The organism is Streptomyces sp. NPDC056948, from assembly GCF_042674225.1.
GTDB lineage: Bacteria > Actinomycetota > Actinomycetes > Streptomycetales > Streptomycetaceae > Streptomyces > Streptomyces purpurascens.
Window position 1 is genome coordinate 1 of the sequence record NZ_JBHUQX010000231.1, and the last position, 14,813, is coordinate 14,813.

Sequence of the window (14,813 nt, forward strand, 5' to 3'; positions counted from 1 at the left end):
TGCCATAGGCCCGCCCCGCGGACACCTCCCGTACGGGAGTCAGCCGGCGCGCTGCTCCCTCACCAGCCGCTTCGCGCGGTCGCGCCGCGACGGGGCCAGAACGTCCACCGTCACGCCGGCGCCCTCACCGGGCGTGGCCTCGGCCAGCCGCAGCCGGTCGGCGAGCTCCCGGACCGACGCGTCGTCCGGGCCTCGGTCGACGTAGAACAGCGACTCGTCCACCGGGCTGTCGTCGCCGCCCCAGCGCACCACGCCCTCGCAGTCGGCGAGGATGTCGCGCACCGTCAGCACCTGCAGCGGGAAGAGACTGCCGCTCGCGCCCGCGCCCTGGCGGATCCGCACCGCGGTGCCCGAGGCGAGGTTGGACTCCGGCCCGCCCTTCTTCAGGCCGCCGATCGGCTGCCAGCCCGCCAGGTCGACGCGGCTGAGCTGCTCGACCTCGTAGTGGTAGCGCCGTATGACGTGGAGCAGGATCGCCTCCACGTCACCGATCCGGACGTCGGTCTCCAGGCCGGTGCCCGGGACGGAGCGGGTCCAGACGGTGGAGACATGGTTGGCCTCCTGCTCCAGGGGCCAGCCGTTGGCGGAGGTGGGGGCCTTCTTCGGCGCGCTCACCGGGCCGCTCACCGGGCCGCTCTTCGGGGCTGCCGTCGCGGTGGACGGGGCGATCGAGCCGATCGCCGCCGCGGCCGTGATCACACCGGCGCTCTTCACCAGGGTTCGTCTCGATACGGCCTTGCGCATGTCGTGCTGCACGTCTGCTGTTCCTTTCTCAGGAGATGAGGATGAGGACGACCGTGGGGAGGAGAGGGGCCAGAACGCTCAGCAGCCAGTACGTACGCGGAGCCAGCGCCGTCCGGCGCCGGAGGGGACTGTTGGCCAGCCACCAGATCAGGCCGAACAGCGCGACGACGGGAACGACGATCACGAGCCACAGGGCCATGCCGTCGTTCTCCGTCGGTTCCCGCACCGTCAGCCCGAGTTCGGCGAGCGGCCAGTTCACCGCGAGGTACCACAGCAGCCAGATCGGCACCACCGCCGGGATTCCGAGCAGCAGGTTCACCAGGAGCGGTGCCGACCAGTGCTTTGTCATCCGTCCCACTCCTCCGTCAGCGCGGGTCGTCAGTTGGCGCGCGACAGCGCGTTGTAATTCTCCAGGACGTTGTACAGGCCGAGCAGCTCACGGCCGTACTGGGCCGCCTCCTCGCCGGTGCCGTTGTACCGGGCCAGCAGGGCCTGCGTCTGGGCCTGGGTGGTGCTCAGGTTCGGCCGCGGGGCGTTGAGCTGGTGGGCGTTGTAGAGCGTCAGGTACGCGACCGAGCGGATGTTGTACGTCTCGTCCTCGTTGAGCTGCTTCCACACCGTGGGGATGTCGTCGTCGGTGAGGGGCGAACCGTTGATGATGCCCTGCTGCATGCAGTAGTTGCGGGCGTCGATCGTCACCCAGGCGAAGATCTGTCCCCAGCCGGTGCTGCAGTCGTCGTCCAGGCCGTTCTTCACGGCCTCGTCCGCGGCGACGTCCAGGGGGTTCATCTTGCGCAGCTCCCACATCACGGGCGCCTGGATGAGCGCCTTGCGGAGTTTGAGCTGACGGGCGAGCGAGGTGAACAGCCAGTCCGCGCTGAGCACCAGGTCGAAGGCCTTGGTCGTGGAGATGCCGCCCAGGGTGGCCCAGTCCTTGTCCGTCCAGCCGTCCCCGCCGGTCTCGGGGACGCCGATCGACTCCAGGTAGGCCTTGACGTCCTGGAGCATCAGGCTGCGATACGCGTCCTTGTCCAGGTCCGTGTCCAGCCCCCCGAGGTCGGCGCCCGGGTTGAAGTCGCTCTGGCCGAAGTCCCGCCCCGAGACGATGTTGTTGTCGATCTCGATGAGGCCGGAGCCGGAGCCGACCTTGATCGTGGAGATCTGGTCGAACGCCCAGTTCGTGGGCAGCGGGTAGCCGAGGTTGCCGGAGAAGCCGCTGGACATGTCGGAGACGAAGCTCGTCGCCGCGTAACCGGCGTCCGCGACGCGCTGGCAGACGTTGCGCGGGCCGTAGACGCCGATGCCGTAGGCGGAGTTCTCGCCGATCGTCCGCATGATGCCGCGGAAGTGCGGGATGACGTAGTCCGTGACCTCGCCGTCCATGGCGTCGTAGTCGACGGCGAAGTAGATGATGGTGCCGGGCTTGAAGCCGTGGAACTCGGCCCACTCGATCGCGCGGAACGCGTCGGCGGTGCCCTGGTTGTAGCTGAAGTAGTCCGCCGAACGGCTCCAGGTCTGGAAGATCGGGAAGCAGTTGAGGCCGTACTCCTTGATGGTGGCCAGCTCGCCCGGCTGGATCTGCTTCTCCGGCAGGCTGGTGCTGGAGGGGTTGAAGAGGTAGCGGCCGATGTACTTGTAGCCGGCGTCCTTCAGCGCCTGCGCACGCTCGGGCGTGATCTTGGTGACGCCGTCGCAGGCCGTGCCCTTGCGGGACTGGTCGCCGTAGGAGACGAGCAGCGAGGCCCAGGTCTGGAAGTCGCCCTTGCCGGTGACCGGGAGCTTGCTGAAGGACTGGAAGGTCTCCACGCCGGACTGCACCGTCGAGGTGAAGTTGCCGAAGGGGACGTTCCGCTTGTTCAGGACCATGGCCCCGGTGAAAAGCTGCGCCCAGACGCCGGTGGTGCCGGTCGAGACGGTGTGGCTCTTCAGACCGGACTGCGTGCCGGGCCCGAACACGCCGTTGGCGACGCCGTCGGCCATGCCCAGCTCGTACTGGATCGCGAACAGCATGGACTTGGCGACGTCGCGGGAGTGGTGGCCGTCGCAGGGGATGACGTAGAAGTCCTTGCGCAGGATGTAACGGCCGTTCAGCCACTGCTGGATGGTCCGGATGGTGTCCGAGCCGCCGCCGATGGTGACGTAGGCGTCCATGTTGAACAGGCCCTTGACCACCTTCGGCCACAGGGAGCTGCCCGGGTACGTGCCCGAGACGCCCATGTTCTGGTTGAGCTTCACGACCGCGTCCTTGACCCGGTCGTTGTACGTGCCGTCGATCTCGCCGCCGTCGTAGCCCTTGCAGTACAGGGCGGACTGGATGATGCGGCAGAAGTTGGCCGAGGGGATGGTCGTCTCGTCCAGCTTGCCGTACTTCTCCCCGATCTTCCCGAGGGTGGTCGGGCCGAAGGAGTCGGACAGGGCGGTGATGCCCATCTCGTACTGGAGCGCCCGGGTCAGGGCGTACATCACGGGCCAGCCGGTCTGGCCGTTCTCCTCCAGCTTGGAGATGCCCAGCGTCGCGCCGTTGTTGTACGTGGTGTTGATGAATCTCTGGGCGCGCTGCACCATCTCGTCTGCCATGGGCTTCCTCCTGTCGTCCGGAAAACGGGGCGGGGAGGAAAGCGGTGTCATCGCGGCGCGCGCACGGTGCGCACCCACGTGTCCACGCACGGAACGGCACGCCCTCGCGGGACATGCCGTGAGAAACCCCCCTCGTCGCCTGCGACCGGCGCACGGGTCACGGTGCGCGCGGCGACTGAGCGCGATCCTCCGCCGCGGCGCGAAGGGGGTCAAGTCCGTTATGTGCGAAGGGTGTTGATCTGGCGGATCGTCAACTCCCGTTTGTCATGGACTCGTGATGTATCCGGTATGGAAGTCGTGCACAACCTTGGGGTGGGTTCGGTGGTCAGAGCACCCTTTCGCCGCGCCGCCAGACTCCGGTGACCAGAGGGACGCCGGGGCGGTAGGCCAGGTGGACGTGGCTCGGGGCGTCGAGGAGCGTCAGGTCGGCGTACGCGCCCGGGGTGATGCGGCCGATGTCGGTGCGCCGGAGGGCCGCCGCGCCGCCCGCCGTGGCCGACCAGACGGCCTCGTCCGGGGTCATGCCCATGTCCCGTACGGCGAGCGCGACGCAGAACGGGACGGAGGAGGTGAAGGACGAGCCCGGGTTGCAGTCGGTGGAGAGGGCCACGGTGGCGCCCGCGTCCAGGAGGCGGCGGGCGTCCGGCCACTCGGCCCGCGTGGAGAACTCGGCGCCGGGCAGGAGGGTGGCGACCGTACGGCTGTCGGCCAGGGCGTCCACGTCCGCGTCGGTCAGGTGGGTGCAGTGGTCGGCGCTGGCCGCGTCGAGCTCGACGGCGAGCTGGACGCCCGGGCCGTACGAGAGCTGGTTGGCGTGGATACGGGGGTGCAGGCCCTTGGCCTTGCCCGCGGTGAGGATCGCGCGGGCCTGGTCGCCGTCGAAGGCGCCCTTCTCGCAGAAGACGTCGATCCAGCGGGCGTACGGGGCGCAGGCGTCGAGCATCTCGCCGGTGACGAGCGCGACGTAGCCGGCCGGGTCCTCGGTGAACTCGGGGGCGACGATGTGGGCGCCGAGATAGGTGACCTCGTCGGTGTGTGCGGCGGCGACGCGCAGGGCCCGGGCCTCGTCCTCGACGGTCAGGCCGTAGCCGGACTTGGTCTCGAAGGTCGTGGTGCCCTGGTGCAGCGCCTCGCGGAGGTAACGGGCGACGTTGGCCTCGAGTTCCGCGTCGCTCGCGGCGCGGGTGGCGGCGACGGTCGTGCGGATGCCGCCCGCGCTGTACGGCCGCCCCGACATGCGGGCGTTGAACTCCTGTGTGCGGTCGCCCGCGAAGACGAGGTGCGAGTGGGAGTCGACGAAGCCCGGCACGACCGCCCTGCCACCTGCGTCGACCCGATTGTCAGTGGCGGGTGCTTTGCTTTGATCACCGGTCCACACGACGCGGTCGCCCTCGATGACGACGGCCGCGTCCTGGACCAGTCCGAGGGGGGAATTGTCACCTAGGGAGGGGTCGTTGGTGACCAGGGCTGCGATGTTGGTGATGAGCGTGCTTGCGGTGCTCGCGGAGTGGGCGGGGCTGACGGTCGTCGCGTTGCTCATGGCGTCCTTGGTGGCCTGGTCGGCGGTGGGGTCGGGTTCGGGGGCGGAGACGGACCGCGCGGGTGGGCGGCCCGCGGTCATCCGCGCAGGGCTTCGACGGCGTCCGCGAGGGCTTTCGGCACATCCGGCACGAGGGCGTGGACCCCGTCCCGTACGACGTGCCGACCAGCCACGACCGTATGCGACACGTCTGCTGCCGACGCGGCGAATACGGCCGTCTCGGCCCCGAGCCGCGGAAGCGGCCCTGCCGTCCTGACCGAGTCGAGAGCGACCGTCGTGAAGTCGGCCAGCGCTCCGGGTTCCAGGGCGCCCGCGTCCGCCCAGCCGAGGGTCGCGTGCCCGTCGGCCGAGGCCGCCCGCAGCAGGGCCGCGGCCGTCCAGTGACCTCGGGTGCGGGTGCGCAGGCGCTCGTTCAGCTCCAGGGCGCGCGCCTCCTCCAGCAGGTCGATCACCGCGTGGCTGTCGGAGCCGAGGGAGAGCGGGGAGCCCTCGTTCTGCAGGGCGGCCGCGGGCCCGATGCCGTCGGCCAGGTCCCGCTCGGTGGTGGGGCACATGCAGGTGCCGGTGCCGCTGCCGCCGATGAGGGAGACGTCCTCGGCGGTGAGGTGGGTGTTGTGAACGCCGGTCGTGCGCGGCCCGAGGACGCCGTGCAGGGCGAGCAGCTGCGTCGGAGTGCACCCGTGGATCTCCAGGCACGCCTCGTTCTCGGCGGTCTGCTCCGACAGGTGTACATGCAGCCGGGCCCGCCGCTCCTCGGCCCACCTCGCGACGGTCGCCAGCTGGTCGGCGGGCACGGCCCGTACGGAGTGGATCGCCGCTCCGATCCGTGCGTGATCCCGTTCCTTGAGAACTGAACAGCGTTCGGCCCAGGCGTCCGCCGTGCCGTCGGAGAAGCGGAGCTGCTGGGCGGAGGGCGGCTGTCCGAAGCCGGAGGAGAGATAGGCGGTGTCGAGGAGGGTGATGCGGATCCCGGCTTCGGCGGCGGCCGCGATCAGGGCCTCGCCCATCGCGTTGGGGTCGGCGTAGGGGGTGCCGCCGGGGGCGTGGTGGACGTAGTGGAACTCGCCGACCGCCGTGATGCCGGCCAGGGCCATCTCGGCGTACACGGCGCGGGCCAGGGCGTGGTAGGTGTCCGGGGTGAGCCGGGCGGCCGTGGCGTACATGACCTCGCGCCAGGTCCAGAAGGTCCCGGAGCCGACCTGGACGGTGCCGCGCAGGGCCCGGTGGAAGGCGTGGCTGTGGGCGTTGGCCAGCCCGGGGAGGGTGAGGCCGCGCAGGATCTCGGCGCCTGGGGGCGGCGTGGCGACCCCGGTCCGGACGGCGGTGATGCGCCCGTCGTGGACGTCGAGGGTGACGCCCGGCTCGACGTGGGTGCCGAGCCAGGCGTGTTCCAGCCAGTACGTACGGGTCTGCTGGGTGGGCGTCACGTGCAGGCCAGTCCTTCCAGTACGTCGGCGAGGGCGAGTACCCCGGCCACGCAGTCGTCCTCGGTCGCGGACTCGGCCGGGGAGTGGGAGACGCCGGTCGGGTTGCGCACGAACAGCATGGCGGTCGGGATGCTCCCGGACAGGATCCCGGCGTCGTGTCCGGCACCCGTGCCGAGGACGGGGACCGTGAGGCCGGTGTCCTTGCCGAGGATGCGGGCGAGCTCGTCGCGCAGGGCGTGGTCGAACTCGACGACCGGGGTGAAAGACTCACGGACGACGGCCAGCTCGACGCCATGGGCCGCGGCGTACTCCCCGGCCGCCTTCTCCACGCCGGCGACCACGGCGTCCAGGCCGTCCTGGTCGGCGGCGCGCGAGTCGAGCCAGCCGCGCACGAGGGAGGGGATGGCGTTGACGCCGTTCGGCTCGACGGCGATCTTGCCGAAGGTGGCGACGGCACCGGCGAGTTCGGCCTCGCGGCGGGCGGCGAGGACGGTCTCGGCGTAGGACAGCATGGGGTCGCGCCGGTCGGCGAGCCGGGTGGTGCCGGCGTGGTTGGCCTCGCCCCGGAAGTCGAACCGCCACCGGCCGTGCGGCCAGATCGCGCTGGCGATGCCGACCCGGTCGCCGGACAGGTCCAGGGCCCGGCCCTGCTCGACGTGGAGTTCGACGAAGGCGCCGATGCGGGCGAGCCGTTCGGGGTCGGGCCCGATGGCGTCGGGGTCGTATCCGGCGGTCTCCATGGCGCGCGGCAGCGTCACGCCCTCGCCGTCGGTGAGCCGGTGCGCCTGCTCGCGGGTGAGCTGCCCGGCGGTGAGCCGGGATCCGACGCAGGCGAGCCCGAACCGGGCGCCCTCCTCGTCACCGAAGTTCACGATGCCGAGGGGGCGGGTGAACCGCGCGCCCCGGCCGCGCAGTTCGTCCAGCGCGGCGAAGGCCGACACCACGCCGAGCGGCCCGTCGAAGGCCCCGCCGTCCGGCACGGAGTCGAGATGCGACCCGGTGACGACGGCGTCCCCGGCGGCGGGGTCGCCGAGCCAGGCCCACTGGTTGCCGTTCCGGTCGGTCTCGTAGCGCAGGCCACGGGCGAGGGCTTGTTCTTCGAACCAGGCCCGGCAGTCACCGTCGACACCGCTCCAGGCGAAGCGCCGGTAGCCGCCGGAGGCGGGGTGGCGGCCGAGGGGGAGCAGCTCGCGCCACATCCGGTGGAAGGAGCTGCCGGTGGGGTCCGGCCGCGGGTCGGCGGGTTCCTGCGTCACGCGTCGTCACCCTCGCGCATCGGGACACGGACGCCCTTGTCCTGGGCGACCGAGTCCGCGATGTCGTACCCGGCGTCGACATGCCGGATGACGCCCATGCCGGGGTCGTTCGTGAGGACCCGGCGGATCTTCTCACCGGCCAGTTTCGTGCCGTCGGCCACCGTCACCTGCCCCGCGTGGATCGACCGCCCCATGCCGACCCCGCCCCCGTGGTGCAGCGACACCCAGGACGCCCCGGACGCCACGTTCACCATCGCGTTGAGCAGGGGCCAGTCGGCGATCGCGTCGGACCCGTCGAGCATGGCCTCGGTCTCGCGGTAGGGGGACGCGACGGATCCGCAGTCGAGGTGGTCGCGGCCGATGACGACCGGCGCGGCCAGCTCCCCGCTCGCGACCATGTCGTTGAACCGCTCACCGGCCTTGTCCCGCTCGCCGTAGCCCAGCCAGCAGATACGGGCGGGCAGGCCCTGGAAGTGGACCCGCTCCCCTGCCATGCGGATCCAGCGGGCCAGGGACTCGTTCTCCGGGAAGAGGTCGAGGATCGCCTTGTCGGTCTTCGCGATGTCGGAGGCCTCGCCGGACAGCGCGGCCCAGCGGAAGGGGCCCTTGCCCTCGCAGAACAGCGGGCGGATGTAGGCGGGGACGAAGCCGGGGAAGGCGAAGGCCCGGTCGTATCCGGCGAGCCGGGCCTCGCCGCGGATGGAGTTGCCGTAGTCGAAGACCTCGGCGCCGGCGTCCATGAAGCCGACCATGGCCTCGACATGCCGGGCCATGGACTCGCGGGCCCGGGTGGTGAACCCGGCCGGGTCCTTAGCGGCGGCGTCGGCCATGTCCTCGAAGGCCAGGCCGAGAGGCAGATAGGCCAGCGGGTCGTGGGCGGAGGTCTGGTCGGTCACGATGTCGATCGGGGCGCCCATGGCGAGCAGTTGCGGCAGCAGCTCGGCGGCGTTGCCGAGGACGCCGATGGAGAGCGGCCGGCGGGCGTCACGGGCCTCCACGGCCAGGTGCAGCGCGTGGTCGAGGGAGTCGGCCTTCACGTCCAGGTAGCGGTGCTCGATACGCCGTTCGATGGCGCGCGGGTCGCAGTCGATACAGATCGCCACACCGTCGTTCATCGTCACGGCGAGCGGCTGGGCGCCTCCCATGCCGCCGAGACCGGCGGTGAGGGTGATGGTCCCCGCGAGGGTGCCGTCGAACTTCTTGGCGGCGACGGCGGCGAAGGTCTCGTAGGTGCCCTGGAGGATGCCCTGGGTGCCGATGTAGATCCAGGAGCCGGCGGTCATCTGCCCGTACATGGTCAGGCCGAGGGCCTCCAGGCGGCGGAACTCCTCCCAGTTGGCCCAGTCGCCGACGAGGTTGGAGTTGGCGATGAGGACGCGCGGGGCCCACTCGTGGGTCTGCATGACGCCGACGGGACGGCCGGACTGGACGAGCATCGTCTCGTCCTGCTTCAGGCCCTTCAGCGTGCGCACCATCGCGTCGAAGGAGCGCCAGTCGCGTGCCGCCTTGCCGGTGCCGCCGTAGACGACGAGCTTGTCGGGGTGCTCGGCGACCTCCGGGTCGAGGTTGTTCTGCAGCATCCGCAGGGCGGCTTCCTGCTGCCATCCCAGGGCGCTCGGTTCCGTGCCGCGCGATGCTCGGACGGGGCGGGGTCCTGACATGGTCTGCCTCCTGGTGGGTGCGTGGTGCTCCCGGCGGATTGTTGCTGCTGTTATTCACATCCTGGCCGCCTGAATAGAGCTAGTCAATACGTAGGGAGGTCGGCGCGGCGGTGCCGTGGATGTTTGGCTGGATCCATGGATGACGACATTCAGGCAGGCGACTCGGGCGCCGGACGGGCGGCCCGGCGGGACGAGGCGGTGCGGTCCGCCGTGGAGCAGGGACTGCTCGGGCCCGGCAGCCCCGTCGTCGGGCTGCTGGACGTCACCGGCATCCGGGAGTCGGCGGCGGAGCTGCGGGCGGCGTTCGAGGCGGTCGTGGCGCCGGGCACGCCCGTGCTGCACGCCTTCGCGGTGAAGGCGACCCCGCTGGTGCCGGTGCTGCGGCTGCTGCGCGCGGAGGGCATCGGAGCGGAGGTGGCGAGCCCGGGTGAGCTGGCGCTGGCGCGGGCGGCGGGACTGCGCCCCGAGATGACGGTCCTGGACTCACCCGCCAAGACACCGGCCGAGCTGCGCGAGGCGCTGGCGCTGGGCATCGCCGTCAACGCGGACAACCCGCAGGAGCTGGACCGCATCGACGGACTGATGAGCGCCGGCAGCAGTGGCTCGCCCCTCGGGATCCGGGTGAATCCGCAGGTCGGCGGGGGTTCCATCGAGGCGACCTCGACGGCCACGGCGACATCGAAGTTCGGGGTGGCACTGCGCGACGAGGGAGCCCGGGAGTGGGTCGTGCGGGCGTACCAGGACCGCCCGTGGCTGACCCGGCTGCACGCGCACACCGGCTCCCAGGGCATCCCGCTGTCGCTGCTGGCCCGGGGGGTCGCGGAGGTGTACGCGCTCGCCGAGGAGATCAACCGGCGGATCGGGCGGCGGCAGATCGACACGCTCGACATCGGCGGCGGACTGCCGGTGAACTTCGCGTCGGACGCGACGACGCCGACGTACGCGCAGTATGCGCGGACGCTGGCCGAGGAGGTGCCGGGGCTGTTCGACGGGCGGTACGGGCTGGTCACGGAGTTCGGGCGGTCGCTGCTGGCCAAGCACGGCACCGTGGTGGCGCGGGTCGAGTACGCGAAGACCTCCGGCGGGCGGGCGGTCGCGGTGACGCATGCCGGTGTGCAGGTCGCCACGCGGACGGTGTACGCGCCGGAGAGCTGGCCGTTGAGGATCGCGGCGTACGACGCGAAGGGGCGGGTGAAGGAGGGGCCCGTCGTGGTGCAGGACGTCGCGGGGCCGGCCTGTTTCGCGGGGGATCTGCTGGCGGAGGGGCGGTCCATGCCGGTGCTGGAGCAGGGGGAGTATGCGGCGGCGCTGGATACGGGGGCGTATTACTTCGCACATCACTACGGGTACAACTCCCTTGTCCGGCCCGGGGTTTACGGGTTCCGGCCGGGTGGGGAGGGGGGTGTGGCCTTCGCGGTCGTGCGGGAGGCGCAGTCGGTGGAGGAGGTTGTGGCGGAGTCTGGTGGGGCGTATGTGGAGGGGCTGACGGGATCGCCGCCTGGGCTTGGGTAGTTCTTGGCTGCGGGTGCGATGTGGCTGGTCGCGCAGTTCCCCGCGCCCCTGAAAAGCAGGGCATGCGCCTCGGCCCTGCTACACGAGCGCCGCTGATTTCCTTCTCGCCCCGCCCGGGGCCGCGTCGCCCGCCGCGATGCCCGTGTCGCGGTAGCCCTTGACCGGCTTGCCGGCCGGGCGTCCCGCGCCCCCGCGCAGCCAGTCCACCCGGACCCACAGCAACGCCTCGTCGGCCCGCTCCCGGCGGCCCAGCCACGCCGCCTTCAGCCACAGGCCCGCTCCGCAGCCGGCCAGGAGCATGCCGCCCGCGGCCGGGAGTGCGAAGGTGGTGCCCAGGGCGGCGAGGAAGGCGAGGAGGAGCCACCAGCGGTGGTGGCGGCGCCAGTTGCGTACCGTCACCGCGCGGTCCTGGAGTACGTCGTGCTTGCCGGCGCGGGACGCGGAGGCGGCCAGGGTGACGTAGCGCTTGCGGCCTCCGTGGGCCACCGCCGCCGTCGCGAGGACGAACAGGGCCGCCCCGGCCAGGACACCGATACGGCGGCCGGTCAGTCCCGGTGCCAGGACGCCGATGCCCGCGGCGCACGCGCCGAGCCACCACAGCGGTGCCGCCCCCGCCCGTACGACGACGGCGACCCGAGCCAGTCCATGCCCATGCCCATGCCCATGCCCATGTCCTCCGCGCGTCACGTTCAGCCTCCGTACGGTCTCCGAAGCCTCTGAAGGGGGTACAGGAGGCGCACGTTAGCGACGCGACGTGAGACGAGTCTGAGAGGGCGGAGCGCGTGCCGTCAGTCCACGAACAGACCCCGTGCCGCCGCCTTGGCGTCGAACTCCTCCAGGCGGGACTGGGCCTCGGGCAGGTCGTCGCACATCGCCTCGAGCAGCACCCGGCCGAGAAGCATCGGGGCGCAGGCCGTGTCGAAGGCCAGGCCGGTGCCGACCGCGGCGGGGAGCAGCAGGTCGGACACCTTGGCGACCGGTGCGAAGGCGGAGTCGGCGACCGTGACGACGGTCAGCCCGGCCTCCTTGGCGTGGGCGAGGGTGTCGACGACCTCGCGGGGGTGCCGGGGCAGCGCGAAACAGAGCAGTGCGCTCGCACCGGCCCGGACGGCGGCGTCGATGCGGTCCTGGAGCATCGTGCCGCCCTCGTTGAGCAGCCGTACGTCGGGGTGGACCTTGGCGGCGAAGTAGGCGAAGCCGTGTGCCTGGGCCGCCGCCGCCCGCAGGCCGAGGACGGGGAGCGGACGGGAGGCCGCGAGGAGGCGCCCGGCCCGCTGCACGGGCCCGGTATCGGCCAGGGCCTCCGCCAGGTGCCGCAGGTTCTCGATCTCGGCCTCGACGGCCTGCTGGTACTCGTTGACGGACCCGGCGTCCGCCGCGGGTTCGGCCGGGGTGACCTCGCGCAGATGGCGGCGCAGGGCCGGGTAGCCGTCGAAGCCCAGGGCCACGGCGAAGCGGGTCACGGACGGCTGGCTGACCCCGGCCAGTTCGGCGAGCTCCACGCTCGACAGGAACGGCACGTCGGCGGCCCGCCGCACCATGCTGTGCGCGATGCGCCGCTGGGTCGGCGTCAGCCGGTGGCCCTCGAAGAGCGCCTGGAGCCGCGCGGCAGGGCTGTCGGTCACGCTCATGACGTGCTCCCCCTCGCCTATTCAGTAGCTGAGGATTCTGCATGAGCATATGCAGACCGGCAAGCGGGAGTGGAGGGCCCCCCGGGCCGCCCCCCGTCCCGACACGGGGGCTAACCCCAGTGCGGCGGGTGTCGCTTCTTTCTACCGTGGTCCCATGACCGGAATGGACGCGCGGGACACCGAGCTGAAGAAGGAACTCGACGCCACTCTGCACGCACGCAGGGAGCTGGGCGAGGAGTACGAGTCCGCGCTGGTCGACTCGTTCCTGGAGAAGGTCGACCAGCGGATCGACGGCGCGGTGGACCGCCGGGTGCGCCGGCAGCTCGCCGAGCAGCAGATGCAGACGGCGCGGGACTCCCGGTCGCCGCGGCCCACGGACTCCTGGGGCGAGCGCTTCGGCTTCGGCATCGTCTCCCTGGTCCTCGCGGTGCCGCTGTCCGCGATCGGCGGGGGCGTGGCCCAGCTCCCCGGCATGCTCGTCGCCTGGGCCGGCATCGTGGGCGTCAACCTCGTCCAGGCCGTCCGCACCAACCCGGACCTGTTCGGCCGCCGCAAGTCCTCCCAGGACAGCGGCTGGGAGGACTGAGCGGGCGCATGCCGTTCAGGCCTGCCGGGTGGGCAGCGCGATGATCTGCCGCAGATTGACCCGGCGCGGCCGGCTGGTCGCGTAGGCCACCAGGTCGGCCAGTTCCTCGGCGGACAGCGCGCCCACCTGCTCCCGCAGGTCCTCCACCTGCCGGGCCAGTTCCGCGTCGCCGATGTGGGTGAGCAGCTCGCTCTCGACGAACCCGGGTTCGATGTTGGTGACCCGGACGTCCCGCGGCCCGAACTCGCCGCGCAGGGACTCCGACAGATAGGTGACGGCCGCCTTGGTCGCGCCGTACACCGCGTAGTTCGGGAAGCTGACGTGCGCGGCGATGGACGAGATGTTCACGATGTCGGCCGTACGGCCGTCCGCTGCCGCGCCCACCAGGTCGCCGGTGAAGGCGCCGATGATCCGCAGCACGCCGGCGACGTTGGTGTCGAGCATCCGCTGCCACTCGTCGGCGCGCCGGGCGTCGACGGGGTGCGGCAGCATGACGCCGGCGGAGTTGACGACCAGGTCGACGGGCCCGTACTCGGTGTGGATCCGGTCGGCGGCGGCTGCCACGGACGCCTCGTCGGTGACGTCCGCGACGACGGCCAGGGCCTGCCCGCCGTCGGCCCGGATCTTCCCGGCGAGCGCCGTCAGCCGTTCCTCTCGCCGGGCCAGCAGGGCCACCCGTGCGCCCTGGGCGGCGAGCAGGACGGCGATGGCCTCGCCGATCCCGCTCGCGGCTCCGGTGACGACGGCGGTACGGCCGGCCAGGTTCTCGTACGGCATGGGACATCCCCTCGGTGGTGGCCGGGGCGTCTCCCCGGCCTCGTCCACCACCCTCGGCGCCGTCGGCGGCCGTACCCAGGGGGGCGCTTTTCCTGGGTCTGCCAGTACCAGGTTCGCCGCGCGCGAGGCGCCTAGGCTCGAAGCCATGGACGGAGAACTGGGAGATTTCCTGCGCTCGCGCCGTGCCCGTATCCAGCCGGAGGAGGTGGGGCTGCCCTCTTACGGCCGCCGCCGTGTCCCGGGTCTGCGCCGCGAGGAGGTGGCGCAACTGGCCGGGGTGAGCGTCGACTACTACGTCCGCCTGGAGCAGGGCAGGGGCCCTGGGGACCCGTCCCGGACGAAGTCCGGTGGAGTGTCGGACGCCGTGCTGGACGCGGTCGCGCGGGTGCTGCGGCTGGACGAGGCGGAGCACGCGTATCTGCGGGCGGTCGCCCGGCCCCGCCGGCGGGCCGAGGGCGGTCCGGCCGCGTCTCCGCAGTCCGCGCCCACGGAGGCCGCGTCCCGGGTGCGCCCGGGTGTCCAGCTCATCCTCGACGGCATGGACCGCAATCCGGCGTACGTCCTGGACCACCGTATGGAGGTGCTCGGCTGGAACGCGCTCGCCGACGCCCTGCTCGACTTCAGCGGCTCCGGCTCCGGCTCCGGCTCCGGCTCCGGCTCCGGCTCCGGCTCCAACGAGCGCAACATCCCGCGCCGCGTCTTCCTCGACCCCACCGCCCGCGAGATCTATCCGAACTGGAACGCGATCGCGGGCCAGACGGTCGCCCATCTGCGCCTGCAGGCGGGCCATCACCCCGGGGACGCCGCCACCGGGGAGCTCGTCGCCGAACTCTCCCGCGTCAGTGAGGACTTCCGCCGTCTGTGGGCGGACCACCTGGTCAAGCCCTGCGACCACGGAGTGAAACACCTCCGGCACCCGGTCGCCGGTCTGCTGACCCTCCCGTACGAGACCCTGGCGATCCCCGGGGCCCCGGACCAGACGATCGTCGCCTACACACCGGAACCGGGCTCGGAGACGGCGGAGCGCCTGGCGCTGCTGGGGAGTTGGGCGACGAGCCGGGCCTACTGAGCCCGGGAAGAAAAATGCGCGGGGACCGCCGCA

The 14,813-nt window shown here is 71.8% G+C and carries 13 protein-coding genes; 3 read left to right on the forward strand and 10 right to left on the reverse strand.

Translation table 11 applies throughout. The features are described 5' to 3' along the window. Positions 1–39 precede the first annotated feature (39 nt). The 7 genes from ACFTZL_RS26910 to hutU all read right to left on the reverse strand — a co-directional run bounded on the left by ACFTZL_RS26910 (position 40) and on the right by hutU (position 9,205). The gene (locus ACFTZL_RS26910; protein WP_382587741.1) at positions 40–756 is read right to left on the reverse strand and encodes a hypothetical protein; all 717 of its coding nucleotides are present in this window, start codon (positions 754–756) and stop codon (positions 40–42) included. Between the two features lie 16 nt (positions 757–772). Further along, on the reverse strand, positions 773–1,093 hold the full coding sequence (locus ACFTZL_RS26915) for a hypothetical protein (RefSeq protein ID WP_382587743.1): 321 nt from the start codon (positions 1,091–1,093) through the stop codon (positions 773–775). Positions 1,094–1,122: 29 nt separating this feature from the next. Next, the gene (locus tag ACFTZL_RS26920) at positions 1,123–3,321 is read right to left on the reverse strand and encodes a glycoside hydrolase domain-containing protein (RefSeq protein WP_382587745.1); all 2,199 of its coding nucleotides are present in this window, start codon (positions 3,319–3,321) and stop codon (positions 1,123–1,125) included. 325 nt (positions 3,322–3,646) lie between these two features. Beyond that, positions 3,647–4,942, reverse strand: coding sequence for an imidazolonepropionase (gene hutI / locus ACFTZL_RS26925; RefSeq protein WP_382587747.1), 1,296 nt, complete (start codon positions 4,940–4,942; stop codon positions 3,647–3,649). Beyond that, a complete protein-coding gene (locus tag ACFTZL_RS26930) occupies positions 4,939–6,288 on the reverse strand; it encodes a formimidoylglutamate deiminase (RefSeq protein ID WP_382587749.1) in 1,350 nt (449 codons plus the stop codon). Before ACFTZL_RS26930 ends, hutI begins: the two co-directional genes overlap by 4 nt. After that, positions 6,285–7,487, reverse strand: a complete 1,203-nt coding sequence (locus ACFTZL_RS26935; protein WP_382587763.1) for an allantoate amidohydrolase — start codon at positions 7,485–7,487, stop codon at positions 6,285–6,287. The genes ACFTZL_RS26930 and ACFTZL_RS26935 overlap by 4 nt, the downstream gene beginning before the upstream one ends. Positions 7,488–7,540: 53 nt before the next feature. Beyond that, on the reverse strand, positions 7,541–9,205 hold the full coding sequence (hutU, locus tag ACFTZL_RS26940) for a urocanate hydratase (protein WP_382587751.1): 1,665 nt from the start codon (positions 9,203–9,205) through the stop codon (positions 7,541–7,543). Positions 9,206–9,340: 135 nt separating this feature from the next. Here hutU and ACFTZL_RS26945 point away from each other — a divergent pair, with 135 nt between their 5' ends. Further along, entirely contained in the window at positions 9,341–10,717 is a 1,377-nt protein-coding gene (locus ACFTZL_RS26945) for a diaminopimelate decarboxylase (protein ID WP_382587753.1), read from the forward strand. A gap of 78 nt (positions 10,718–10,795) precedes the next feature. Here ACFTZL_RS26945 and ACFTZL_RS26950 read toward each other — a convergent pair whose 3' ends face one another. Continuing rightward, a complete protein-coding gene (locus tag ACFTZL_RS26950) occupies positions 10,796–11,404 on the reverse strand; it encodes a hypothetical protein (protein WP_382587755.1) in 609 nt (202 codons plus the stop codon). A 101-nt stretch (positions 11,405–11,505) separates the two neighbouring features. Beyond that, positions 11,506–12,348, reverse strand: coding sequence for a MurR/RpiR family transcriptional regulator (locus ACFTZL_RS26955; RefSeq protein ID WP_382587757.1), 843 nt, complete (start codon positions 12,346–12,348; stop codon positions 11,506–11,508). Positions 12,349–12,511: 163 nt separating this feature from the next. On the opposite strand from ACFTZL_RS26955, the gene ACFTZL_RS26960 reads away from it, so the two are divergent. Further along, positions 12,512–12,934 carry a hypothetical protein gene (locus ACFTZL_RS26960; RefSeq protein ID WP_184598343.1) on the forward strand — a complete coding sequence of 141 codons (423 nt, stop codon included), beginning with the start codon at positions 12,512–12,514 and terminating at the stop codon, positions 12,932–12,934. A 15-nt stretch (positions 12,935–12,949) separates the two neighbouring features. Here the strand turns inward: ACFTZL_RS26960 and ACFTZL_RS26965 are convergent, their stop codons facing one another. After that, complete coding sequence (locus ACFTZL_RS26965) at positions 12,950–13,711, reverse strand: SDR family oxidoreductase (protein ID WP_382587759.1); 762 nt, start codon at positions 13,709–13,711, stop codon at positions 12,950–12,952. Positions 13,712–13,856: 145 nt separating this feature from the next. Between ACFTZL_RS26965 and ACFTZL_RS26970 the strand changes: the two genes are divergently transcribed. Further along, positions 13,857–14,780, forward strand: coding sequence for a helix-turn-helix transcriptional regulator (locus ACFTZL_RS26970; RefSeq protein ID WP_382587761.1), 924 nt, complete (start codon positions 13,857–13,859; stop codon positions 14,778–14,780). Positions 14,781–14,813: the final 33 nt, after the last annotated feature.